20 protein-coding genes and 1 pseudogene are annotated in these 20,833 nt (G+C 66.6%); 11 read left to right on the top strand and 10 right to left on the bottom strand.

From position 1 onward, the window contains the following. Nucleotide 1: 1 nt before the first annotated feature. Nucleotides 2-232: pseudogene (locus AC1DRE_RS16445) on the bottom strand (50S ribosomal protein L11 methyltransferase); the annotation flags it as partial. A 119-nt stretch (nt 233-351) separates the two neighbouring features. Between AC1DRE_RS16445 and AC1DRE_RS16440 the strand changes: the two are divergent. Both AC1DRE_RS16440 and AC1DRE_RS16435 read left to right on the top strand, forming a co-directional pair. Then, the gene (locus AC1DRE_RS16440; protein WP_476985586.1) at nt 352-1,107 is read left to right on the top strand and encodes a hypothetical protein; all 756 of its coding nucleotides are present in this window, start codon (nt 352-354) and stop codon (nt 1,105-1,107) included. A 53-nt stretch (nt 1,108-1,160) separates the two neighbouring features. Further along, nucleotides 1,161-2,723, top strand: a complete 1,563-nt coding sequence (locus AC1DRE_RS16435) for an HD domain-containing phosphohydrolase (RefSeq protein ID WP_476985585.1) — start codon at nt 1,161-1,163, stop codon at nt 2,721-2,723. Between the two features lie 34 nt (nt 2,724-2,757). On the opposite strand, the gene AC1DRE_RS16430 is transcribed toward AC1DRE_RS16435, so the two are convergent. Continuing rightward, nucleotides 2,758-3,834, bottom strand: coding sequence for a methyltransferase (locus AC1DRE_RS16430; RefSeq protein ID WP_476985659.1), 1,077 nt, complete (start codon nt 3,832-3,834; stop codon nt 2,758-2,760). A gap of 476 nt (nt 3,835-4,310) precedes the next feature. Here AC1DRE_RS16430 and AC1DRE_RS16425 point away from each other — a divergent pair, with 476 nt between their 5' ends. Together AC1DRE_RS16425 and AC1DRE_RS16420 are read left to right on the top strand one after the other, a co-directional pair. Then, nucleotides 4,311-5,009, top strand: a complete 699-nt coding sequence (locus AC1DRE_RS16425; protein WP_476985584.1) for a DUF998 domain-containing protein — start codon at nt 4,311-4,313, stop codon at nt 5,007-5,009. Between the two features lie 24 nt (nt 5,010-5,033). Further along, complete coding sequence (locus AC1DRE_RS16420) at nt 5,034-6,119, top strand: hypothetical protein (protein WP_476985583.1); 1,086 nt, start codon at nt 5,034-5,036, stop codon at nt 6,117-6,119. A gap of 65 nt (nt 6,120-6,184) precedes the next feature. Here AC1DRE_RS16420 and AC1DRE_RS16415 read toward each other — a convergent pair whose 3' ends face one another. The 3 genes from AC1DRE_RS16415 to AC1DRE_RS16405 form a co-directional block, all read right to left on the bottom strand. Next, entirely contained in the window at nt 6,185-6,865 is a 681-nt protein-coding gene (locus tag AC1DRE_RS16415) for an excalibur calcium-binding domain-containing protein (RefSeq protein WP_476985582.1), read from the bottom strand. Nucleotides 6,866-6,911: 46 nt separating this feature from the next. Beyond that, entirely contained in the window at nt 6,912-8,291 is a 1,380-nt protein-coding gene (locus AC1DRE_RS16410; protein WP_476985581.1) for a GmrSD restriction endonuclease domain-containing protein, read from the bottom strand. A gap of 201 nt (nt 8,292-8,492) precedes the next feature. Continuing rightward, on the bottom strand, nt 8,493-9,530 hold the full coding sequence (locus tag AC1DRE_RS16405; RefSeq protein ID WP_476985580.1) for a helix-turn-helix transcriptional regulator: 1,038 nt from the start codon (nt 9,528-9,530) through the stop codon (nt 8,493-8,495). A gap of 120 nt (nt 9,531-9,650) precedes the next feature. Between AC1DRE_RS16405 and AC1DRE_RS16400 the strand changes: the two genes are divergently transcribed. The 3 genes from AC1DRE_RS16400 to AC1DRE_RS16390 all read left to right on the top strand — a co-directional run bounded on the left by AC1DRE_RS16400 (nt 9,651) and on the right by AC1DRE_RS16390 (nt 11,735). Continuing rightward, entirely contained in the window at nt 9,651-10,049 is a 399-nt protein-coding gene (locus tag AC1DRE_RS16400; protein WP_476985579.1) for a DUF1304 domain-containing protein, read from the top strand. Between the two features lie 100 nt (nt 10,050-10,149). Then, nucleotides 10,150-11,043, top strand: a complete 894-nt coding sequence (locus tag AC1DRE_RS16395) for a potassium channel family protein (RefSeq protein ID WP_476985578.1) — start codon at nt 10,150-10,152, stop codon at nt 11,041-11,043. 107 nt (nt 11,044-11,150) lie between these two features. Continuing rightward, nucleotides 11,151-11,735: a mismatch-specific DNA-glycosylase gene (locus AC1DRE_RS16390; protein ID WP_476985577.1), complete on the top strand. Its 585-nt coding sequence runs from the start codon at nt 11,151-11,153 to the stop codon at nt 11,733-11,735. Nucleotides 11,736-11,779: 44 nt separating this feature from the next. On the opposite strand, the gene AC1DRE_RS16385 is transcribed toward AC1DRE_RS16390, so the two are convergent. After that, on the bottom strand, nt 11,780-12,349 hold the full coding sequence (locus AC1DRE_RS16385; RefSeq protein WP_476985576.1) for a TetR/AcrR family transcriptional regulator: 570 nt from the start codon (nt 12,347-12,349) through the stop codon (nt 11,780-11,782). Nucleotides 12,350-12,445: 96 nt separating this feature from the next. On the opposite strand from AC1DRE_RS16385, the gene AC1DRE_RS16380 reads away from it, so the two are divergent. Both AC1DRE_RS16380 and AC1DRE_RS16375 read left to right on the top strand, forming a co-directional pair. Then, a complete protein-coding gene (locus AC1DRE_RS16380; protein WP_476985575.1) occupies nt 12,446-13,438 on the top strand; it encodes an SLAC1 family transporter in 993 nt (330 codons plus the stop codon). 122 nt (nt 13,439-13,560) lie between these two features. Further along, the gene (locus AC1DRE_RS16375; protein ID WP_476985574.1) at nt 13,561-14,199 is read left to right on the top strand and encodes a hypothetical protein; all 639 of its coding nucleotides are present in this window, start codon (nt 13,561-13,563) and stop codon (nt 14,197-14,199) included. 37 nt (nt 14,200-14,236) lie between these two features. On the opposite strand, the gene AC1DRE_RS16370 is transcribed toward AC1DRE_RS16375, so the two are convergent. Beyond that, the gene (locus AC1DRE_RS16370) at nt 14,237-14,617 is read right to left on the bottom strand and encodes a VOC family protein (RefSeq protein ID WP_476985573.1); all 381 of its coding nucleotides are present in this window, start codon (nt 14,615-14,617) and stop codon (nt 14,237-14,239) included. A gap of 340 nt (nt 14,618-14,957) precedes the next feature. On the opposite strand from AC1DRE_RS16370, the gene AC1DRE_RS16365 reads away from it, so the two are divergent. Then, nucleotides 14,958-16,706, top strand: a complete 1,749-nt coding sequence (locus AC1DRE_RS16365) for a RecQ family ATP-dependent DNA helicase (protein ID WP_476985572.1) — start codon at nt 14,958-14,960, stop codon at nt 16,704-16,706. A 34-nt stretch (nt 16,707-16,740) separates the two neighbouring features. Further along, on the top strand, nt 16,741-18,042 hold the full coding sequence (locus AC1DRE_RS16360; RefSeq protein WP_476985571.1) for a hemolysin family protein: 1,302 nt from the start codon (nt 16,741-16,743) through the stop codon (nt 18,040-18,042). Between the two features lie 27 nt (nt 18,043-18,069). Here the strand turns inward: AC1DRE_RS16360 and AC1DRE_RS16355 are convergent, their stop codons facing one another. Genes AC1DRE_RS16355 through AC1DRE_RS16345 form a run of 3 tightly spaced genes read right to left on the bottom strand, consistent with a single transcriptional unit; the run spans nt 18,070 to nt 20,789 of the window. After that, on the bottom strand, nt 18,070-18,837 hold the full coding sequence (locus tag AC1DRE_RS16355; RefSeq protein ID WP_476985570.1) for an amino acid ABC transporter ATP-binding protein: 768 nt from the start codon (nt 18,835-18,837) through the stop codon (nt 18,070-18,072). Continuing rightward, nucleotides 18,834-19,880, bottom strand: a complete 1,047-nt coding sequence (locus AC1DRE_RS16350; protein WP_476985569.1) for an amino acid ABC transporter permease — start codon at nt 19,878-19,880, stop codon at nt 18,834-18,836. The genes AC1DRE_RS16355 and AC1DRE_RS16350 overlap by 4 nt, the downstream gene beginning before the upstream one ends. Before the next feature lie 6 nt (nt 19,881-19,886). Continuing rightward, nucleotides 19,887-20,789 (bottom strand): ABC transporter substrate-binding protein, encoded by a 903-nt coding sequence (locus tag AC1DRE_RS16345; RefSeq protein WP_476985568.1) that lies wholly within the window; start codon nt 20,787-20,789, stop codon nt 19,887-19,889. Between the last annotated feature and the right edge of the window lie 44 nt (nt 20,790-20,833).

The following is a 20,833-nucleotide window of genomic DNA, read 5'->3' as shown; positions in this document are numbered from 1 at the left end:
AGGCCCGTCCGGGCGGGAACATGTCGGTCAGGACGGCCTCAGCACGGTCCTGGACGCCGAGGTTCCTGAAATTCTCAGCGGCGCAGGCGATTGCACGCCGTTCATTGTCCGTCGCCACCACGCGGTGGACGCCACGGCGCGCGAGGACGGCAGCGAGCACCCCGGTGCCGGTTCCGACGTCGAACGCCAGCATGTCAGAGGGCAGCGCAGCGGCCGCCACGAGATCCACGTACCCAGGACTGGCGTGCCGTGGCCGCCACGCGCCGCTCTGTAAAGCAAAATGGGGCAGTTGCCCCATGCCCCTGCTCCGGCCCGGCCCTAGGCTCGGGTCATAGAGAAAAGGAGGCGGCAATGACCATCTACCAGCCGCAGTCATCAGCAGAGGCAATACCGACACTTGCCGACCTTCCGGAGGACGCTGCCGAACATTTCGCCGGCTACGCCGTCCTGGGGTTACCTTTTAGCAGCGGCCACTACCTGGCCTTCCGGGATTTTCCGGTGAGCTCCGTTGGCCCCGGCTACCGCTCCGTCTGGCACCGCACACCCGGCGGGGAGTGGACCATCTACGCCAACACCGCGCCCGAGTTCAGCTGCGCCCGTTACTTCGGGACAGCCGTCCACCATACGGTGGAGACCGACGTCGACATCCAGTGGAGCGGGCCGTTCACCGCCGTGATCACGGTTCCAGGCGTTGTTGACTGGCACCTGCAGCTGGGCACATCCGCGGCCACCACGATGCTGACCGCCATGGCCGTACGCATGCCGGAAAGCCTGTGGCGAAACGAGCTGGTGCTCCGGGCCATGGGAGCATTCGCCGGTCCGCTGCTCGGCGCGGGCAGAATGAAAGTCTCGGGTGTGGTGCCCAACGGCCAGACGTTCCAGGCCCAGCCGCGGCGGTTGTGGCTCGTGACGGATTCCCAGGCCGCCATCCGGGGTGAGGACGCGGGAGTTCCGGGCGCACTGCCTGTACAGGACCATCTGGCGGACTTCTGGCTTCCGCAACGTGGACTGTTCGGAGCCCAGGTGGGTGTTAGGTTCCCGTCCACGGCCCATCCCGCCGGACCAGGTCTTGCCCAGGCACGGAGCGGGAAGAACCAGGCGGCATAACGGCCGCCGCGTGATCCCTGCTGCCTTGGCTGACGGCTCCTAGAATGGCAGGTGTGAAGCAGTCATCGGCTGACCCCCGCCGCAGCGAAGTCCTGGCTGCACTGTCGCTCGCCATTGACCTGGGGCTGGGGCAACCGATGGAGCACATGCTGCGGGCGTCCCTGCTGGCGTTACGCATCGCGCGGGCGGCCGGCGTTGACGCCGCCGGCCAGGGCAGGATCTACTACGCCAACCAGCTGGCCTGGATCGGCTGCCACGCGGATTCCTTTGAACTCGCCGCGCTGTTCACGGACGATATCGCCTTCCGCGCCGACTACTACAACCGCGACCAGCATGGGCTGCCCATGTATGCCGGCATGTTCAGCCACGCCGGCGCCGGCCTCCCGCCGCTCGCCCGCGTTGCGTACTGGACGCGTTTCGCGGCGACGGGCAGTGGGGCGGTGCGGACCATGATTGCCTCGCACTGCGTCTCCGCCGGGGCGTTGGCCAGCAGTGTAGGGCTCGACGACGGCGTGGCAGGACTGCTCACCCACACCTTCGAGCGGTGGGACGGCAAGGGCCTGCCGGAGGGTGTGGCGGGGCCGGAAATTCCGCTGGAGATGCGGATCATGCATCTCGCGGATACGGCCGAGGTCTTCCTGCGGCGGGAGGGCGTGGCCGGTGCGGTGGCCATGGTGCGGGCGCGCCGCGGCAGCCAGTTCGATCCGGCACTGGCCGGGCTGTTCATCGATCAGGCCGAGGCACTCACCGAAGGGCTCCTCGACGTCGACTGCTGGCAGGCCGCCCTGGATCTGGCCCCCAATGACGCTCCGCTGTCCGGCCACGAGCTGGATGCGGTGCTGCGAGCGATCGGCGACTTCGCGGACCTCAAGTCTCCCTACACGGCAGGTCACTCCCGTGCGGTAGCGGCCCTCGCCGCCGCCGCGGGCGAGGAGCATGGGCTACCGGCCGACGACGTCACGGAGCTCCGCCGCGCAGGATGGGTACACGATCTGGGCCGGCTGGGGGTGTCCAACCAGGTGTGGGACAAGAAGGAACCCCTCTCCGGGCTGGAGCTGGAACGTATCCGGATGCATCCGTATCTGGGAGAGCGGATCCTCAGCCGCGTTCCCGGGCTGAAGGGCGAGGCTGCCCTCACTGGCTCACACCACGAGCGGCTCGACGGGTCCGGCTATCCGCGAGGGATTGGCGGAACGGAGCTGGGCATTAAGCAGCGGATCTTGGCGGCCGCGGACTCCTACCATGCCTCCCTGGAGCCACGCCCGCACCGGCCCGTGCTCGCGCCGGCTGATGCGGCTGCCAGGCTCCGGCAGGAGGTTTCAGCCGGCAGGCTCGCTGCGGAAGCTGTGGAGGCCGTGCTCGTGGCGGCCGGCCAGCAGCCCCGCCGTCCGCATGCCCCGGCGGGTGGCCTCACACCGCGGGAAGCGGAGATCCTCGGCATGCTGTGCCGCGGGATGACACCGGCCGAGATCGCCGGCGCCCTGTTTCTCGCCCGGAAGACCGTCCGCAACCATGTGGAGCACATCTACACCAAGATCGGTGCCACCAACCGGGTGGGTGCCACCTTGTTCGCGATCAGGAACGGCCTGACCGAGTACGGGATCCCGGCAAAGTAGCGGCCCCGTCCCTGGTCTTGCACATCTCTTGGGACTATCGGGGAACGAGCCGCCACAGCGACGTGACCTCGGCCGAGCGGGCCTCGAACAGGGGATCGTCGCGGTCCGATGCCTTCGGATGCGTCGGCTTGGTGTCCAGCCGTTCCACCACCTTCAGCCCGGCCGCCTCGATGGCGGCCAGCAGATCCTCACGCGACCGCAGGCCAAGGTGCTCGGCCAGGTCGGAGAGGACCAGCCAGCCCTCCCCGCCCGGCTCAAGATGGTCGGAGAGTTCGTTCAGGAAGCGGAACAGCATCCTGCTCCCGGGGTCGTAGACCGCGCTGTCCAGGCTGGAATGCGGCGTGGCCGGAATCCAGGGCGGGTTGCACACGATGAGGGGTGCCCGCCCGGGCGGGAACATGTCGGTCAGCACGGCCTCAGCACGGTCCTGGACACCGAGGTTCCGGAAATTCTCAGCGGCGCAGGCGATTGCACGCGGTTCATTGTCCGTCGCCACCACGCGGCGGACGCCACGGCGCGCGAGGACGGCAGCGAGCACCCCGGTGCCGGTCCCGACGTCGAACGCCAGCGTGTCAGAAGGCAGCGGCGCGGCGGCCACGAGATCCACATACTCGCTCCGGGTGGGGAAGAACGTGCCATAGTGCGGGTGGATGCGTCCCTGCAGGGCATCGACGTGGACGCCATTCCGCCGCCACTCGTGGGCGCCAATGGCCCCGACCAGCTCGTGCAGGGACACGATGGAGGATTCGCCGATATCACCGTACGCTTCAGCGGCGGCCTGCCGGATGTCCGGTGCGCGTCGCAGCGGCACCACCGGGCCCGGATCAAGGGGAATCAGCAGCAGGCCGAGAACGCGTGCACGGTGCGAGCGGGACTGGCGGTGCCGGTAGAACTTATCGGCCGGAGTTGCTGCGGTCCCCTTCTTTCCGGCGCCCATCCGCCGGTCCATGGCGTTGAGGATCTGCCGTGCGTTGTGGAAGTCACCGTGCCAGAGCATCGCGATCCCCTGTGACGCCATCCGGTTCGCATCATCGGCCGTGAGGGAGTCGGAGACCACTTCGACGCGCGTCGGCGCCGGCCTGCCGTTCGCCGAACGCCATCGCGCGGTCATGCTCTCACCAGCCTCGGCCCAGGTCACGACGGCGGGATCATCCACCGCAACTGTCCGCGAGGGCTTGAGGACCGACGTCGGGATTCCCACGGGTGCTGGCGTGTCGGTAGTGATAAGGTTCCATTCCAGGCGTCAGAGGAGCCGATCGGCGACTGACGATTGCGGCGGTGATTCCACGACATGGAAGGCGACGGCCCAGGATTCCGGACCGTCATCCGGCCGTGAACCGAGCGTGGTTGATGGCCGCTGTAGCCATTCAACCTGCCTTCTCAGGATACAGGTGAGACATAATCGCCGCCTGCCGCTCGGCTCGTGCGACCAGCCCATGCCGCAGTAGTTATGGGCGCAGGCAAAAGGCCGTTCGGCCCTATCAAACCTGCGGCAACCGGCCCAAAGCTTAATCAGGTAGGTGCGGGGGCGGATCCGCGGGCCCTGCACCGAACCTGGCCAAACCGCGGCTCTGAGGACATCCGGACATGTCAATCGACAAGCGTCGACCCCCGCTGCGCAGGCAGGCCAAGACGCAGGGAAGTCAGCGCCGTGACGTGACTCGCAAGGCCCTTCTCGCTTCAGGAGCGCTGTCTTCGCTGCTTTACGTGATTGCCACCGACGTCGTGGCGGCGTCCATGTGGGATGGCTACCGCCGCACCGAACAGATGGTGAGCGAACTGTTCGCCGTCGGCTCCCCCGGCCGGGACGTCCTGCTGCCGTTCACGTGGCTCTACACGGTGCTGTTTACCGCGTTCGGGGTGGGCGTCTGGAACTCCGTGCGCGGCAACCGGGCCCTGCGCATCGGCGGCGGCCTGCTCATCGGGTACGGGCTGTGGAACATCATGGGCGCCCTCTACCCGCTGACGCTGGGAGACGATGCTTCCGTTCCCATGCATATCCTGGTCACCAACATCCAACTCGCCCTCATGGTCGCGGCAATGTGCTTCGTGGCTGCAGGGTTCCACGGCCGGATGCGGGTGTATTCGATCGTCTCGCTTGCTGCTTCCGCGGTTATGGGCATGGTGGCGTTTATGGCCGCCCCGGGGCCTAACCTCGTGCTGGGTATCAGCGAAAGAATCAGCATCGGGGCATTCCTGCTCTGGGTTGCGGTCCTCGCAGTTGCGCTGTGGAAGCGGCCTGCGGCTGACGGAACATCGCACCGTCAGGCGCCATCCCCTCACTGAACAGCTTCGCGGAAGTGGCCAAAGATGCTCGAAACTGCGCGCAATACCAGGACCGACGGACGCCGCGACCTGGTCACCGAACTCCTGGGCCTGTGGCTGGTGCTGGCCGTCTTCCTGGACGGCTGGGCGCACCTGAACCTGCCCAGCCTGGAGACGTTTTTCACCCCGTGGCACGCCGCACTCTACTCCGGCATGCTGGCGACGGCGGCGTGGACCGCCGTCGTGATCTGGCGGACCCGGACACCGGGGCAGCCGCTGGTGCAGGGCATCCCTCCCGGCTACCGGGGAACCGTGGTTGGCCTCATCCTCTTTGCCACCGCCGGCGGCCTGGACCTGCTGTGGCACGAGCTCCTGGGCATCGAGGTCTCGCTGGATGCCCTGGTCAGCCCCACCCACCTGCTGCTGGGCTTCAGCCTCTTCCTCATCCTGGGCACGGCGGTCCGGAGCGCCCGGGCCAGTCATTCAGCCAGCCCCGCCGACCACCAGTCACTGGCCCCGCCGGCGCTGTTCGCCGTCGTACTTATGACCGGGCTGGGGGCGTTCTTCCTCGTCTACGTCTCCGCCTTCGTCCGGCCGGGGCCAACGGCCCTCTTTGTGCCAACGCCGTTCGGCAGCCCCGGGCGCGTCCAGGCGGAGATGCCGGTGGTCATCACCCTGGCCAGCTACTTGCTGACCACCGTGCTGATCATCGCCCCCTTCCTCTTCACGCTCTCCGCGGCGAGGCGTCCCGTCCGGGGGGTTGTCACGCTGCTGGTTGCCGCTGCAGCATGGCTGCCCGTCGCGATGCTGGGATTCCACACGTATTCAATTGCTGGAGCTACGGGCGCCACCATTGCCGCCGTCGTGGCTGACCTGCTGCTGGCCCGGCTCCCGGCAACCTGGCTGCGCAGGCGGCTGCCGGCGGTCACGGCAGGAATCGCGGCGGTCCTGTGGACGGGACAGCTCGTGGCGTTCGCGGTGACGGACGCGATCCGCTGGCCCGTCTCGCTCTGGCTGGGCGCAGTGGTCCTCAGTGCCGCGGTGGCCGCGGGCCTCGCCCTCCTCGCTTCCTGGGGTCCGGCGGGTTCGGTGGCTCCGGCGGGTTCGGTGCCGGACTCCGCCGCGCGGTAGGGGCCAAGAACACCGTGGGTACCTCCGGAATCAGAAGGTACCCACGGCTTTCACGTCGTCAGCGACTATTTCTCACAGGCAACGCCGTCGCGATCGCGGTCAAGGCTGGTGCTGTAGCCCGGCTGCCCGGCATAAAGCGGCGCGGCTCCTGCTGCCTTCGCTGCAGTGCAGTTGGCGTAGTAGGCAGCGGCTGGCGCCTGAGGGACAGCCTGCTGCACTGGCGCCTGCGGGACGGCCTGCTGCGCCGCCGCTTGTTCGGCGGCCGCCTTCGCGGCAGCAGCAGCCGCATCCGCTGCAGCCTTGTCCGAAGCAGCCTTATCTGCCGCTGCTTTGTCAGCCGCAGCCTTGTCGGCGGCGGCTTTCTCAGCAGCAGCCTTGTCCGCTGCCGCCTTGTCTGCCGCGGCCTTTTCGGCGGCAATCTTGTCCAGGCTCTTGACGCCGAGTTTCACGGTGGAACCCTTTGCCGCTTGTGCACCTTCGGCGGAGTCCTGCGACGTCACCAGCCAGTTCTTCTTCACAATGATCGACTTACCGTCCACGGTGTCCTCAGCCTCGACCTTGAGCCCGAGATCTTCCAGTTGATCCGTGGCTTTATCCAGCGTCAGGCTCATCACGCCTGGAACCGTGACGGTATCAGTAACCGCGGCAACAGCCGAGGCTGATTCTGTCGGCGCTGCGGTCTTCTGGCCGCCGCATCCGGTCAGCATGAGGCCGGCCAGCACAACTAATGTCAGAGTCTTCTTCATTTTTCCCCCTAGGAAAGTTTTGAAACTGTTGAGTGATGGAAGTGGTCTAGCTTTCGCAGGCGATGCCGTCGTGGTCGCGGTCAAGCGCGGCACGGTAGCCCGCTGACCCCGCGTACAGCGGCGCGGCACCTGCGGCCTTCGCCGCCGTGCAGTTGGCGTAGTAGGCAGCTGCCGGCGCCGGCGCAACCGGAACCTGTACCGCAGGTGCGGGAGCAACAGGGGCCGGCGCGACGACAGCCGGAGCGGGTGCTGCCGGGGCGGGCGCGGCCACCACAGGTGCAGGCTGCACGGCGACAGGCTCAGGAGCCGGGGCCGCAGCTACCGGTGCCTGTTCGTTTGTGGGCGCGAGCTGGCCGGAGCAGTCGGCCAGGATCCTGGCCATCGCGTCGTGCTCCGCCTGGGTGACCCATAGGCTGTACGTCGCCTTCACCGAAATCTGCCGGGCAACGTATTCGCACCGGAAGCCCTTGTTCGGCGGCAGCCAGGTGGCGGCGTCGCCGTCGCCCTTTTTCATGTTGGTCGGACCGTCGGTCGACTGGAGGTTCAGCGGATCATTGGCGAAGGCTGTCCGCTGTTCCGTGGTCAGCTGCTGCGCGCCCTTCTGCCACGCGTCGCTCAGGGCAACAACATGGTCGATCTGGACTGCGCTGCTGGTCGCAGTCCCCCGCAGGAAGCTGATGCTGGTACCCGTGTACGGGTCAGCCAGCGTGCCGGACTGCACCTTGCAGGGGACGCTGTTGGTGTAAGTGATGCCGGTAAGGTCGCGCTTGAGGATGTCATTCCGGGTGTCGCAACCGTTTCGATCAACGTCCGCCCACGCCTGCCCGAACAGTGCGCGGTCATATCCCGTCTTCGGTGCCCGGCCCTTGATGGGAAGCGTAGCTAGCAGGTCCACCGCCTTGGTGGCGAAGGCAGGCTGAGTCTTCGGAGCCGTAACGCTGGCGCCCTGCGCCAGGAGGTAGGGGCTGTCCGGATCCAGTGGGGCGCCCGTCTCCTGCGCCGTTGGAGCGGACGACGGCGTCGGCGTGGCTTTCGCACTTGCGCCCGCTTCGGTGGAGGCCGGCGAGGCAGCTCCCTCCGACGAGGCGGCCTCCAGATCCGCCGTCGCAGTGCGCGGCATCGCCAAGCCGCCCGCGATAAGCAGGGCAAAGGAAACGGCAATGGCGACGGCCCCCGCCTTCCGCTTCGCCGGGAGCCACGCCCACGAGCGACGGCCGGTCGCCAGGACATAGAGACCTGTGAGGCCGGCGGTGATAGCCAGGAAGACCAGCGCTCCCCCAAGGCCGCCACTGAACGCCCCGAGGATCATGAACAGCGCGGTTATGCCCCCGACAATGAAGGTGGAAGCGCGTGGCTTCTTAGGCGGCCTCTGGCCCGGTCCCGCGCCCGCGGGCTGTGACCCCCAAAGGGTCTCGTAGTTCGACATTCTTTCCCCCATTAAAAAAGACCCGGCAAATAGCCGGGCCTTTTGCTTAAGCCGAAATGTTGCTAATGAGAAGCGTATTTCTCCGGCGCATGGGGAAAACGGGAACTGCGTTGAACCTTGCACAACATTGATTGAGTCTTGAGCCAGTCTTGAGGACGCGTGTCACACTGCGGAATCCGCGCTTAACTTCCGCACCTCTGCCTAAACCAGCAGCCTGGCCACGAGCTCACCGCGGCTACCGACGCCCACTTTTCCGTAGAGCGCCTTCAGGTGGTCGTGCACCGTGTGCGGGGAAATGAACAGATTCCGGGCGATGTCCGCCGTCGGATTCCCGGACAGAACCTCCAGGCAGACGTCCCGCTCGCGGGCGGAGACTCCGTAGGCGGCAAGCAGGAGGCTGACTACGTCGTGCGAGGTGGCGGGCTCCACCGTGACCACCATCTGCTCGGGGTCGTCGCCGGTAATGAGGCGGCTGGCCTGAAGCACCACCCAGTTGCCGCCGGCGTCGCGCATTCTGGCCCGGGCAGTGCCTGAGGCAGAGGCGTGGGCCTGCGCCACCACGGAGTGCAGCGTCATGGTGAAACCGCCCGGCGCCGCATCCTCCACCTCGGCCAGCCACAGGACTGCGGCGGGAGTGGCCGCCCGCAGCTCACCGTGGATCCCTGCAATCACGATCACCGGGCCACCCGCAACCGGGCGTGGCCCGCGCTGCACCCGCACGGCCACCCGGGTGGCCGCTGCCAGAGTGGCGGCGACGGCGTCCAGGAATTCCACCTCACGGTCCGAGAAATCCAGCCCGCCCTCCCGGAAGATACTGCCCACACCCCAGCACGCCTCGTCCACCCGGAACGCCGCGCGCAGCTCATGATGCAACCCCAGGGGAACCAGCAGGTCGTTAATCCGGACGCTGCGGACCACGTCCCGGTGCGGGGCATCAGAAATCCGTGCCACGGGCCGCGGCCGCCGCAGCAGCTCCCTGAACGTGTTGGGCTCGGCACCGGTGTACTCGGACTCGGCGAAGCGGGCGGCATATTCGTCCGACACCGGCCACGCCCGCCAGTTGGTCACGGACGTCATCCCCAGCGTGTCCGGGTCCACCCCGGCCCAGCAGCCCTGATCGAACGGGACCGCCTGCCGCACCACGGCCAGCGCCGCAGCATAGAGCTCAGGCAGGTCCAGGCCGCCCGCGGCGCGGTCCGCAATCTCGCGCCGGGCACGCTCAGCGCGCTCCTCCCACATACCTCCAGTATCCGGTTGGAGGTCCGGACCGCAATCCCCTGAACCGGGGATTGAACGGGTCTCCCGGAACCCTCGGTGAGGGGATCGCAGCGGCGCGCCCCGCCGTCGTACTCTTCCTCCATGAACGCCGTATCGCAGCTGTTCGCGGTGCTCGCCGCACTGATCTACATCGTGGTGTTCCCGCTGGAAAGCTTCTTCCTGCGGCACCCGGCAGCGCAGAAATTCCTCAGCACCCCCGCAGAAAACGTGCCCGCCGTGATGATGTGGGCCATCCCCACCGGGTTCCGCAACCTGCTGATCGGGCTGGGGAACATCGCCGGGGTGGTGGCGGTGAACATGGGCTACGTGGTGGTGGGCTGCACGCTGGTGGTCTACTGCTGCGCCAATATGGTGCTCAGCGGGGCCACGATGGGGCTGGCGGACTGGCTGGGCCACTACCCAAGGAAGGGCGACAGCATCCCCGGCACCCTCGGGTCGACCGTCCCTCCCCTGATTGCGCTGGTGGCACTGCCGTTCTGAGCAAGCAGGCGCCGAGCAACCAGGCTCTGGCAACCTGGCGCCGTCGCCCGGTCCGGTGATGTCCATCGCGGTTCAGACAGTGCCGCCCCTAAGATGAGGCATGGACTTCGAGGACACGCTCTGGACGGTTTTGGGGGCCGGGCTGGTTCTGCTGATGCTCGTAGACGTCTTCCGTACGCTCCTTTATCCGCACGGTTCCGGTCCTGTGGGCCGGGCGATCATGCGCGGATTCTGGCTTGTGTCCAGGAAACTGCGGGGCCGGGGCTCCTTCATCGCAGCACCCCTGGCGATGGCCGCCGTCATTGGCGCCTGGGCAGGCCTGGCGGCCATCGGCTGGGCCCTGCTCTACCTGCCCCACCTGACGGACGGTTTTATTTACGGAGCCGGGGTACCGCTGCGGGCCGACTTCGCCGAAGCCCTCTACATCTCCCTGGTCACCCTTTCCACCGTGGGGTTCGGCGACATCGTGGCAGCCCACCCGGTGCTCAGGCTGGTTGTTGCCCTCCAGGCCGTCACCGGTTTCGGGTTGCTGACAGCAACGGTCACCTGGATCCTGCAGACGTTCCCGGCCCTGAACCGCCGCCGGGCCCTTGCCCACCAGCTCACCCTGTTCGGGGAGGCTGCAGGCCCGGCAGGTGTCCTGGCGCTGGACCCCAGGCACGCTGCCGGGCTGTTGGAGTCAATTGCCGGAAACGTGGCATCGGTGAGCATAGACCTGCTCGCGTTCCATGAAACCTACTACTTCCGTGAAGTCGAACAGCGCGGCTCCTTGCCCGCAACGGTGGCATACGCCCAGGAGCTGGCATCCCAGGCCCAGCGCAGCGAGAGCCCTGAACTCCAGTTCGCCGGGCGCATGCTCCACGCGGCGCTGGATGGACTCGCGGACGTCCTTCGCGGCAAATTCGGCCACGCAGGAGCCACGTCCGCCGATGTATTCGACAGCTACGAGCTGCACCACCGGCACCGGCGGCCGGGGCAACCGGACGCAAAGTAGCGTCACGCCAGAAAATGGTTTCGGGCCAACAATTTCCACCCCCGGCCATGTACCCGGTAACAGAGCCGGAGTTCCAGCCCGGATGGCTCGGGTCCTAAGCTGGAAGGGTGCGGTTTACTCGGTCTGCGCTTGCTTCGTTCCGCGGCGGGAGCCTGCCGGACCTGCTCGCGGACCACACGCGGCTTCTGTTCGTGGGCGTTAATCCTGGTCTGCGGGCCGTGGCCGTGCAGGCACATTTCGGCGGCGGCGGGAGCAACCGCTTCTATCCTGCGCTCTACCGGGCAGGCATCGTCGATCGGCGGATAGATGCTTCCGCGGGCTTCCTTCCCCACGACCTCGCACATCTGAATGAGCGCGGCCTCGGCATCACCTCACTCGTTGCGGGAGCGTCGGCACGCGCGGACGAACTCACCGCCGAACAACTCATCGCCGGGGCGGACGCGTTGTCAGAGCGCGTCGGACGCATCGCGCCGGCAGTGGTGGCGGTACTGGGAATCACCGCCTACCGGATTGCGTTCGCCCGGCCGCAGGCGAGGGTCGGGCGGCAGCCGGATCCGCTCGGCGGCGCCCCCGTTTGGGTGGTCCCCAACCCGAGCGGATTGAACAAGCACGCGAGCCTCGCTACCCTGGCAAACGCCTACCGAGAAGTTGCCATCGCAGCCGGCATCGAAGTCTTCACAGCATCAGACTGACCGGCGCGCGCCTGCTCACGCCTGATCGTGGATTCTTTTCGACGTCACAATGCGTCGACGATGCCGTCCACGACGGCATCGAACCTCTCCGCCGGCCCACCTGCCTTGACGAGCACGCTAAGCCCAACCACAGAGGCAAGCAGCTGACGAGCGGCGGTCCCGGCATCCCGATCCATGCTGAATTCTCCGGACTCCCGTCCCTGCGCGATTGCTTGCCGAAACACCGCTTCGATCCGGGTGAAGAGGTGGTCCGCAATGCGGTTCACCTCGTCGTCGGCGGTGCCAAGCTCCGCGGCAGCATTGACCATGACGCACCCCCGCTGGTGCTCGCCTACGCCGGCAAGGACAGTCATCGCCCCTTTGAGACGCGGCCGGACCGGCCCGGGCGCTGAGAACAGGTCGGTCAGGTACTCGAGCCGCATCTCGCTGTAGCGCCGAAGGGCACGCGTGAACAGCGCGTGCTTGCTCTCAAACGTGTTGTAGAGACTGCCTTTGCCGATCCCCAGCTCAGTGGCCAACTCCTGCGGCGTGGTCCCGGCGTAACCCTGCCGCCAGAACAGGTCCATCGCCCTGTCGACGGCCGTGTCCGTCTCAAACTGCATCGGTCTACCCATGGGAAAAGCGTAACCTGGGTGATATTGTACTTCAAGGTCAAAAACTGCTGATGCGACCAATCCCGGGCCCCTGCCCACTATCAGGAAGGCATTCCTTTGTCTGCTCAACTGCTCTCGGCGCACGTCCCCTCTGCGACAACCGTGCGCACGCGCGTCCCGTTGAACACGCTCGCCATCCCACTGGGCCTGGCGGGCCTCGCCCAAGTCTGGACCGTGGCGACTTCCGCGCTCGGCTTCCCGTTCGAGCTCGGGCAAGCGTTCTGGCTGATCGCTGCGATCGCCTGGATCTGGACCCTCGCGCTGCACCTGTATCGCGGCAGGCGCACCGATCAGCCGCTCACCTATCAGCTCACGCACTTCGCCCAGGGTCCGCTTGCGGCATTGCTTCCCATCGCCGCGATGCTGCTTGGAGCGGCCCTTCACCGCACGATTCCGGTTGCCGGCACCGTGCTGACGCTAATCTCCCTCGCCGCCGCGGCCGCCTTCGCCGCATGGATGCTGAGCTTCTGGATGCGCGGCGAGATGCCGCTCGAATCCGTTCATGGCGGGTACTACCTGCCCATCAGTGCAGCCGGTCTAGTCGGTGCACTCGCTGCCGCAGAGACGGGACCCGAGTGGCTTGCCGTCGGTAGCTTCGCAATCGGCATCTTCTTCTGGCTGGTGATCTCCGTGCTCTTCTTCCTCCGGCTCGCGCTCCGTCCAACCATGCCGGCGTTGCTCGTCCCGACACTTGCGATCATGATGGCTCCCCCGGCCGTCGCGGCAGCTGCGTGGCTTACGATCTCCGGCGGTCGACCCAATCATCTGTTCGAGGGGTTGACGGCGATGACAGCGTTAATGGTGATGATCCAAGTGATGTTGTTGCCGCGCTACCGCGCACTGCCGTTCTCGCTCGGCTTCTGGTCATTCACCTTCCCCGCGGCGAGTGTCGCTGCGCTGGCAATCACGTGGCTGCACCTACTCCAGCCGTTTGCCTGGCAGGCCATCACAGTTGGAGTGCTGGCTGCCGTTACGCTCCTCGTCGTCTCGATCGCGACGAAGTCGATCCTCCTGCTCATCGCAACGACCCGCGCGGCCAGGACGTCCTGACAGCCACAAGCCATCCAAATTGCACGTTAATCATCGACGGCCACGTGGATGCGGCTCCTGCTGTCAGGTCGTGCTGGTGGCGACGCTCCGGGGCCGCCGTGTTCGCGTGAAAGTATTCACCTATGACTATCGACGGCGACACCGCCAAACTCCTGGCCTTTATGGACTCCCATGGCATCGACGCCTCGACTGAGGCCAGCCGGGGTTGGGCTTCCATCGGAGCGATTATTGTCGATGCCTGCCTGCAGCGACGGCAGAATTACGAGGCAACGGTGAAGCCGCGCGTTGACGGCCTGCTTGCCGCATGGCCGGATGCACAAACCACGAGCGGGTTCCGCAAACGTCTTGCTACGGGAGCACTCTCGGACGTCATCGACTGGCCATCGCCGGGCCGGCTGGCCCAGATCGACGACCTAACCTGTGTGTTTGAGGATCAGGGCATCGAAACCGTAGAGCAACTCCGGGCCACACTCACTGGCCCGGCAACAAGGCCCGTTCTTCGTGAGGCCCTCGCTGGGGTACGTCACGTGAGCCCCAAGACACTGGACTACATCGACACTCTGAGTGGACTCGCTACGGGGGATGCTGTTGATGTGCGGATACGGAGAGTTGCCGGGGCTGCGGGCATCGAGGACACCTCCTACGCCAACATGTCGGCCGTGATCCACGCTGCCGCAGACTCCCGCGGGTGGCGCGCTGAGGACCTGGACGCTGCGCTGTGGCACTCCGGTATTGCGAGCGCCCCGGAATCAACGACCTAAGGCCGGGGCGCCCGCAGCGGCGAGCGCCGACGTCGTCCTACGCGCGCTGGGAGATGTTGAGGATGTTCCCTTCGCTGTCCAGGAACCAGGCGGCCTTCCCCCAATCGCTCGTGGCAATGCCGTTCTCCGTCTTCAGCCCGGGCATGTCGTACTCCTCAAAGACGACGCCGCGGCCCCGCAGCTCCTCCACTTCGCGTTCGAGGTCATCCGTGGCCCAGCCCATCTGGGTGTTCTTCGCCGTCCCTGCATTCTCCGTCTGATAAACGAGGAAGGTAGTTCCGTGGCCGCCACGGTAGACCAGGCTGTCCTCCTCAGCGGACTCGGACGGTTCCAGCCCCAGCTTGTCCCGGTAGAAATCCTTCGCCCTCTTGATGTCCTTCGCAGGAAGGACGGCCATGATGTCTGAATCCGTGAGCATGATGAGTTCCTTTGTGCCTTGGTCTCGCGTTGATGGCGATGGTCTCCCCCGGTGGCGGCTCCGGAACTCTCCCGTAGCCGCGTGGCCGCCCGTTCCGCCACGTACCGGGCAGCCACCTGGGACTCTGCTACGCCCCGCCAGCCATCATCGCGAGGGTCCCCGAAGCTTATGGGGACATTATGGAACCGATTCACGGCTACGGAAATAGTGCTGAGGCCGAGGGTGCCGCTCAGTAACCGGGCCTCGCAGCAAGAAACCCCAGGCGCGTATGCTGAACCCCTCGGCTGATGACACCCGGCCACCGGATCGCACCACCACGGAGCCACCACGGAGCTGCCACATGACCGAGGCACCAGCCCCCGCAGTCACCACTGACGCCGTCAGTACCCAGGACCCCGACGCCGGCCTCCGCCTGCTCGCGGCGGACACGTTCGGACTGCCCCAGCTTCGCGCCGGCCAGCTCGCCGGGATGCGCGCCCTCGTCGCCGGCCGGGACGTCCTCGCCGTGATGCCCACCGGCTACGGCAAGTCGGCCATCTACCAGGTGGCCGCGCTGCACCTCCACCGAAACCAGGGCCAAGCGGCCCCGAACTCCAGCGGTCCGGGCAGCGCAAGGCGCGGTCCCGCCGTCGTGGTCTCCCCGCTGATCGCCCTGCAGGAGGACCAGCTGGACGGCCTGCTGGAGACGCTCGGCGGGGAGGCTGCCGTCGCCATCAACTCCGGCCGCAGCGATTCCGACGTGAACGGCGCTTGGGAAGCCGCCGATCGAGGCGACGCCGTCTTCGTGTTCCTCGCCCCCGAACAGCTCGCCAAGGCCGAAACCGTGGAACGGCTCGCGGCCCTGGACGTCTCGCTGTTCGTGGTGGATGAGGCACACTGCGTCTCCTCCTGGGGCCACGACTTCCGGCCCGACTACCTGCGCCTCGGCGAGGTCCGCGCACAGCTGGGCAACCCGCCCGTCGCCGGCCTCACCGCCACCGCCTCTCCCCCGGTCCGCGACGAAATCCAGCAGCGCCTGAACATGTTGGACCCGCTGGTCCTGGTGCACGGCTTCGACCGGCCCAACATCCGGCTGGAGGTGGTCCGCCACCACCAAGACAAGGACAAGCGCCGCACCGTGACCAAGCAGGCGGTCGCGCTCAAGGGTCCCGGGCTGCTGTACGCCGCCACCCGCAAGGACACCGAGGCCTACGCCGCCGAGCTCACCGGCCTGGGCCTGCGCGCCGAGGCGTACCACGCCGGCCGGAAGCAGGGCGAGCGGGACCGCGTCCACCAGCAGTTCCTCGACGACCACCTCGACGTGGTGGTGGCCACCACCGCCTTCGGCATGGGCATCGACAAACCCAACGTCCGCTTCGTCATCCACGCCGACATCCCCGATTCGCTGGACAGCTACTACCAGGAGATCGGCCGCTCCGGGCGCGACGGCCAGCCCGCCGCCGCGGTCCTGCACTACCGCTCCGAGGACCTGGGCCTGCGCAAGTTCTTCGGCACCCACACCCCGGACCAGGAATCGCTCCTGGCCGTCCTCCAGGTGCTGCGCGCCGCCGGCGGGCCGGTGAAGCAGAAGGAGCTCGCCGAGCAGACCGGCTTCTCCCCGCGCAGGCTCACCGGACTGCTGAACCAGCTGCAGGAAACCCGCGCCGTCAAGGCCGGAAAGCGCGGCATCCGGCTCGAAGCGGGAGCCAAGCTGCCCGCGGTGCTGGAACGCGCCGTCGAACACGCAGAAGCCCGCCAGCGGGTGGACCGCTCCCGCATCGAGATGATGCGCGGCTACGCCGAGACCGACGCCTGCCGGCGCCAGTTCCTGCTGGGCTACTTCGGCGAGGACCTCCCCGAGCCGTGCGGCAACTGCGATACCTGCACCGACGGCTCCGCCTACGAGGAGGATTACGACGACGACGCCGCGGCCGCCGCCGGCGGTGACCCTTTTCCGCTCCAGGCCGCCGTTACCCACAAGGAATGGGGGCCGGGCCTGGTGATGCGGCATGAGGAGGACACGATCACGGTGCTGTTCGAACAGGAAGGCTACAAAACGCTGTCCCGCCGGGCCGTGACGGACGGGAAACTGCTGACGCTCGCGACGTGACACGATTGGTGACCGCGTTCGGTAGTGTCAGGTCATGGACAGCGGCACGTTGGTCAACTTCGCTTTGGTGCTCTTCTTCGTGCTGCTGGGAGGCGTCTTTGCCGGCACCGAAATGGCGCTGGTGTCCCTCCGGGAAAGCCAGGTGCGCCGGATTGAAAAGATGGGGAAACGCGGGGCCAGGGCTGCAGCCTTGGCCCGGAATCCCAACCGCTTCCTCTCCACCGTCCAGATCGGTGTGACACTGTCCGGTTTCTTCTCAGCCGCCTATGGCGCGTCCACCATTTCCCCCGACATCGAACCCATCCTGGAAGGCGTGGGGTTCGGCCCTGCGGCTCAACCGGTGGCGTTTATCGGCATGACGCTGCTGGTGGCCTACCTTTCCCTGGTGCTGGGTGAGCTGGTTCCCAAGAGGCTGGCCATGCAGAGCGCTGTGGGCTTCACGAAGGTCCTGGCCCTGCCGCTGGTGGTCCTGTCCGAAATCATGCGGCCCGTCATCTGGCTGCTGTCCGTTTCCACCGACGCCGTGGTCAGGCTCTTTGGCGGTGATCCGCACGCCAAACGGGAGGGCATCAGCTCCGAGGAACTCTGGGACATGGTGGCGGAAAGCGACCTGCTGGAAGAAAGCAGCCGGCGCATCCTGACCGACGTGTTCGGCGCCGGGGACCGCACCCTTCAGGAGGTCATGCGCCCCCGCACCGAGGTGACGTTCATCGACGGCACCATGAGCATCGCCGACGCACGCGGCATGGTCCGGGACGGCCCGTATTCGCGTTTTCCCGTGATCGGCAGGAGCCCGGACGACGTCCTGGGATTCGTCCATATCCGCGACCTGATGCCCCGGGACGAACGTCAGGACCAGGGAATGGTGAAGGACATTGTCCGTGAGATCCTCCCGCTGCCGGGGACGAACAGGGTGCTGCCATCGCTGTCCCGGATGCGCCGGCTGGGCCACCACATCGCGCTGGTGGTGGACGAATACGGCGGCACGGACGGCATCGTCACGCTGGAAGACCTGGTGGAGGAACTGGTGGGTGAAATCTACGACGAATACGACACCGGGGCCGACCACGAGGACCGCGTCACCGTGGCCAACGGATCCATCGACGTGGACGGCGGCCTGATCCTGCAGGAATTCGCGGCCGCCACCGGCATCGCCCTCCCGGAGGGCCGCTACGAGACCGTGGCCGGCTTCGTCATCTCCCGGCTGGGCCGCCTGCCGGTCGTTGGGGACCGGGTGGAGGTACCCGGCCACGTGCTGACGGTCCTCGCGATGGACCGGCTCCGCATTGCCCGGATCCGGGTGACGCCGGTGGCCGGACAGCGCACGGCACTATGAGCACGCCCGCGTGGGCGGCCCGCGGCGTCAGAGGACCTTGGACAGGAACGCCTTGGTCCGTTCGTGCTGCGGATCGCTGAGGACCTGCCGGGGAGGACCGGCCTCCACCACCACGCCTTCATCCATGAAGACCAGGGTGTCCGCCACTTCGCGGGCGAACCCCATCTCGTGCGTCACCACGATCATGGTCATGCCGCTCTTGGCCAGTTCCTTCATGACGTCAAGCACCTCGCCCACGAGTTCCGGGTCCAGCGCGCTGGTGGGCTCGTCGAAGAGCATCAGCTTCGGGTCCATGGCCAGGGCGCGGGCGATGGCCACGCGCTGCTGCTGCCCGCCGGACAGGTGCGCAGGGAAGGCATCGCCCTTGTCCCCCAGGCCCACGCGCTCCAGCAGTTCCATGGCCCGGGCGGTGGCTTTGGCCTTGGAGATCCCTTTCACCCGCATCGGGGCCAGGGTGATGTTCTCCACCGCGGTCAGGTGCGGAAACAGGTTGAACCGCTGGAACACCATGCCGATTTCCTGGCGCTGGAACGCTGCCTCCTTGAGCTTCAGTTCGTAGAGCTTCTCCCCTTTTTGACGGTAGCCAACCAGCTGGCCGTCCACTGAGAGCCGGCCGCCGTCAACCCGTTCCAGGTGGTTGATGCAGCGCAGGAACGTGGATTTGCCCGAACCACTGGGCCCCACGATGCACAGCACCTCCCCGGGGTCCACTTCCAGGCTGATCCCGCGCAGTACCTTGTTGGTACCGAAATTCTTGGAGACCCGCTCCGCGAGCACCATCGGCGCGTCAGTCATCCTTTTCCTCCAAACTCATTGCCCAGCGGTCCGCCGGGGACCCCCGGGGCGCCGGGAACCGCGGCAGGTGCCGGTCCCGCCGTCGTGCTTCCCTTGCCCGTTTTGGCCCGTCCGGTTCCGCGCGAGAACCGCTTTTCAATGAAGTGCTGGCCCACCATCAGCACGGAGGTGAAGAGCAGGTACCAGAGGGACGCCACAATCAGCAGCGGCACCGGCGTGAACGTCACCGCGGAAATACCACGGGACACCCCGTAGAGGTCAACGCTCAACGGGATCGCCGCCACCAGCGAGGTGGTTTTGAGCATCGAGATCACCTCATTGCCGGTAGGCGGAATGATGATCTTCATCGCCTGCGGAACCACGACGTACCGCATGGTCTGCCCCCAGGACATCGCCAGCGCCGTCGACGCCTCCGCTTGCCCCTCGTCCACTGACAGCAGCCCGGCCCGCACGATCTCGGACATGTAGGCGGCCTCGTTGAGGGCCAACCCGATCACCGCTGTGATGAAGAGGTTGGTGAAGACCTCATTCGGGATGGTGACCCACGGGTCCATAAACGGGATGCCCAGCGTGAACACGGGATGGATAAGCGCCACGATGCCCCAGAAAACCAGCTGCACGTAGACCGGGGTTCCCCGGAAAATCCAGATATACAGCCAGGCGATGCTCTTCAGCACAGGGTTGGGCGAAAGGCGCATGATGGCCAGCAGCAGTCCGATCACGATCGCGCCGATCATCGCGTAGATGGTCAGCCACAGCGTCACCCACGCAGCCTGGCTGATCCGGCGGTCGAAGATGTACTTGCCCACGTCCGCCCAGCCGTAGTCGGGGCGCTGGGCGGCATCCAGCACAAAGACCGCCAGGCCGACGATGAGGAGAACCGCCACCACGTTCCGCCACGGGTGGCGCAGCGGGATGGCCACGATCGCTTCCGGCGGCGGACCGTTCGTGTCCGGATCTTGCCCGGCCCGCGGCCGCCTGCTGGGACCCGGCTTACTGCCGGGTTCCGCCTCAATCATCCGGCCGGATTCCGGCTCGCTCATGGTGTGTCACCCCTTGGCTGCGACGTTGAGGTCCGCCGTCTTCACTCCGCCGGCTTCCACTCCCCACTTGGACAGGATCTTGGTGTAGGTACCGTCGTCGATCAGCGCCTGGAGCGCCTTCTGGAGGACCGGCGTGAACTCGCTGCCCTGGGCAACAGGGATGCCGTACGGTGCCACTTCGAAGGCATCGCCGGCGGTCTCCAGCTTGTCCTTCGTCTTGGAGATCGCGTAAAGGGTCACGGGTGAATCGGCGCTCATGGCGTCCACCTGGCCCACCACGAGGGCGTTGGTGGCCTGGTCCTGGGCGTCGTACTTGAAGATGGTGATGGCCGGCTTGCCGGCGTCGGTGCAGGCCTTCGACTTGGCGGGCACCTCGTGCGTGTCCTCATACGTGGTCGCCTGCACGGCCACCTTCAGCCCGCAGGCGTTGTTGGGGTCCACGGTCTTGCCCTTGGGCGCAGCCCACTGGATGCCGGCGGAGTAGTAGTTCACAAAATCCACCTGCTTTTCGCGTTCCAGCGTGTCCGTGAAGGAGGACATGCCCATGTCGTCCTTGCCCGCGCGCACGGCCGGAAGGATGTTGTCGAACGTGCCGATGTCGAAGTTGACCTTCAGGCCCATCACCTTGCCCAGGGCGTTGGTGAGGTCCACGGACCAGCCCGCCGGGGCACCGTTGTCATCCTTGAATTCGTTGGGCGGGTAGTTGTTGGCCATGCCCACGTTCAGCACGCCGGCCTTCTTGATCTTCTCCGGCAACATCGCGGCAATGGAGTCGTTCTTTTTCACGTCGACGGCGTCTGCGGTGCCGGATGCGCCGCCGGTGGCTGCCGGTTGGCTGTTATCGACGCAGCCGGAGAGCGCGAGCGCCGTGGCTATGGTGAGAACGGGAAGTAGGTATCGGGTGCGCATGGTTTCCTTAGCTGTTCAAAGATTCACAGGTTCCCGCAAGTCTG

This window comes from Arthrobacter sp. P4_H3, from assembly GCF_056400885.1.
This window is presented reverse-complemented; position numbering and strand designations above follow the sequence as displayed.

Coding starts and splice junctions, on each gene's coding strand:
- AC1DRE_RS16440 (WP_476985586.1), top strand. CDS start 352: ATGACCATCTACCAGCCGCAGTCATCAGCAGAGGCAATACCGACACTT.
- AC1DRE_RS16430 (WP_476985659.1), bottom strand. CDS start 3,834: ATGACCGCGCGATGGCGTTCGGCGAACGGCAGGCCGGCGCCGACGCGC.
- AC1DRE_RS16425 (WP_476985584.1), top strand. CDS start 4,311: ATGTCAATCGACAAGCGTCGACCCCCGCTGCGCAGGCAGGCCAAGACG.
- AC1DRE_RS16420 (WP_476985583.1), top strand. CDS start 5,034: ATGCTCGAAACTGCGCGCAATACCAGGACCGACGGACGCCGCGACCTG.
- AC1DRE_RS16415 (WP_476985582.1), bottom strand. CDS start 6,865: ATGAAGAAGACTCTGACATTAGTTGTGCTGGCCGGCCTCATGCTGACC.
- AC1DRE_RS16410 (WP_476985581.1), bottom strand. CDS start 8,291: ATGTCGAACTACGAGACCCTTTGGGGGTCACAGCCCGCGGGCGCGGGA.
- AC1DRE_RS16405 (WP_476985580.1), bottom strand. CDS start 9,530: ATGTGGGAGGAGCGCGCTGAGCGTGCCCGGCGCGAGATTGCGGACCGC.
- AC1DRE_RS16400 (WP_476985579.1), top strand. CDS start 9,651: ATGAACGCCGTATCGCAGCTGTTCGCGGTGCTCGCCGCACTGATCTAC.
- AC1DRE_RS16395 (WP_476985578.1), top strand. CDS start 10,150: ATGGACTTCGAGGACACGCTCTGGACGGTTTTGGGGGCCGGGCTGGTT.
- AC1DRE_RS16385 (WP_476985576.1), bottom strand. CDS start 12,349: ATGGGTAGACCGATGCAGTTTGAGACGGACACGGCCGTCGACAGGGCG.
- AC1DRE_RS16375 (WP_476985574.1), top strand. CDS start 13,561: ATGACTATCGACGGCGACACCGCCAAACTCCTGGCCTTTATGGACTCC.
- AC1DRE_RS16370 (WP_476985573.1), bottom strand. CDS start 14,617: ATGCTCACGGATTCAGACATCATGGCCGTCCTTCCTGCGAAGGACATC.
- AC1DRE_RS16365 (WP_476985572.1), top strand. CDS start 14,958: ATGACCGAGGCACCAGCCCCCGCAGTCACCACTGACGCCGTCAGTACC.
- AC1DRE_RS16360 (WP_476985571.1), top strand. CDS start 16,741: ATGGACAGCGGCACGTTGGTCAACTTCGCTTTGGTGCTCTTCTTCGTG.
- AC1DRE_RS16355 (WP_476985570.1), bottom strand. CDS start 18,837: ATGACTGACGCGCCGATGGTGCTCGCGGAGCGGGTCTCCAAGAATTTC.
- AC1DRE_RS16350 (WP_476985569.1), bottom strand. CDS start 19,880: ATGAGCGAGCCGGAATCCGGCCGGATGATTGAGGCGGAACCCGGCAGT.
- AC1DRE_RS16345 (WP_476985568.1), bottom strand. CDS start 20,789: ATGCGCACCCGATACCTACTTCCCGTTCTCACCATAGCCACGGCGCTC.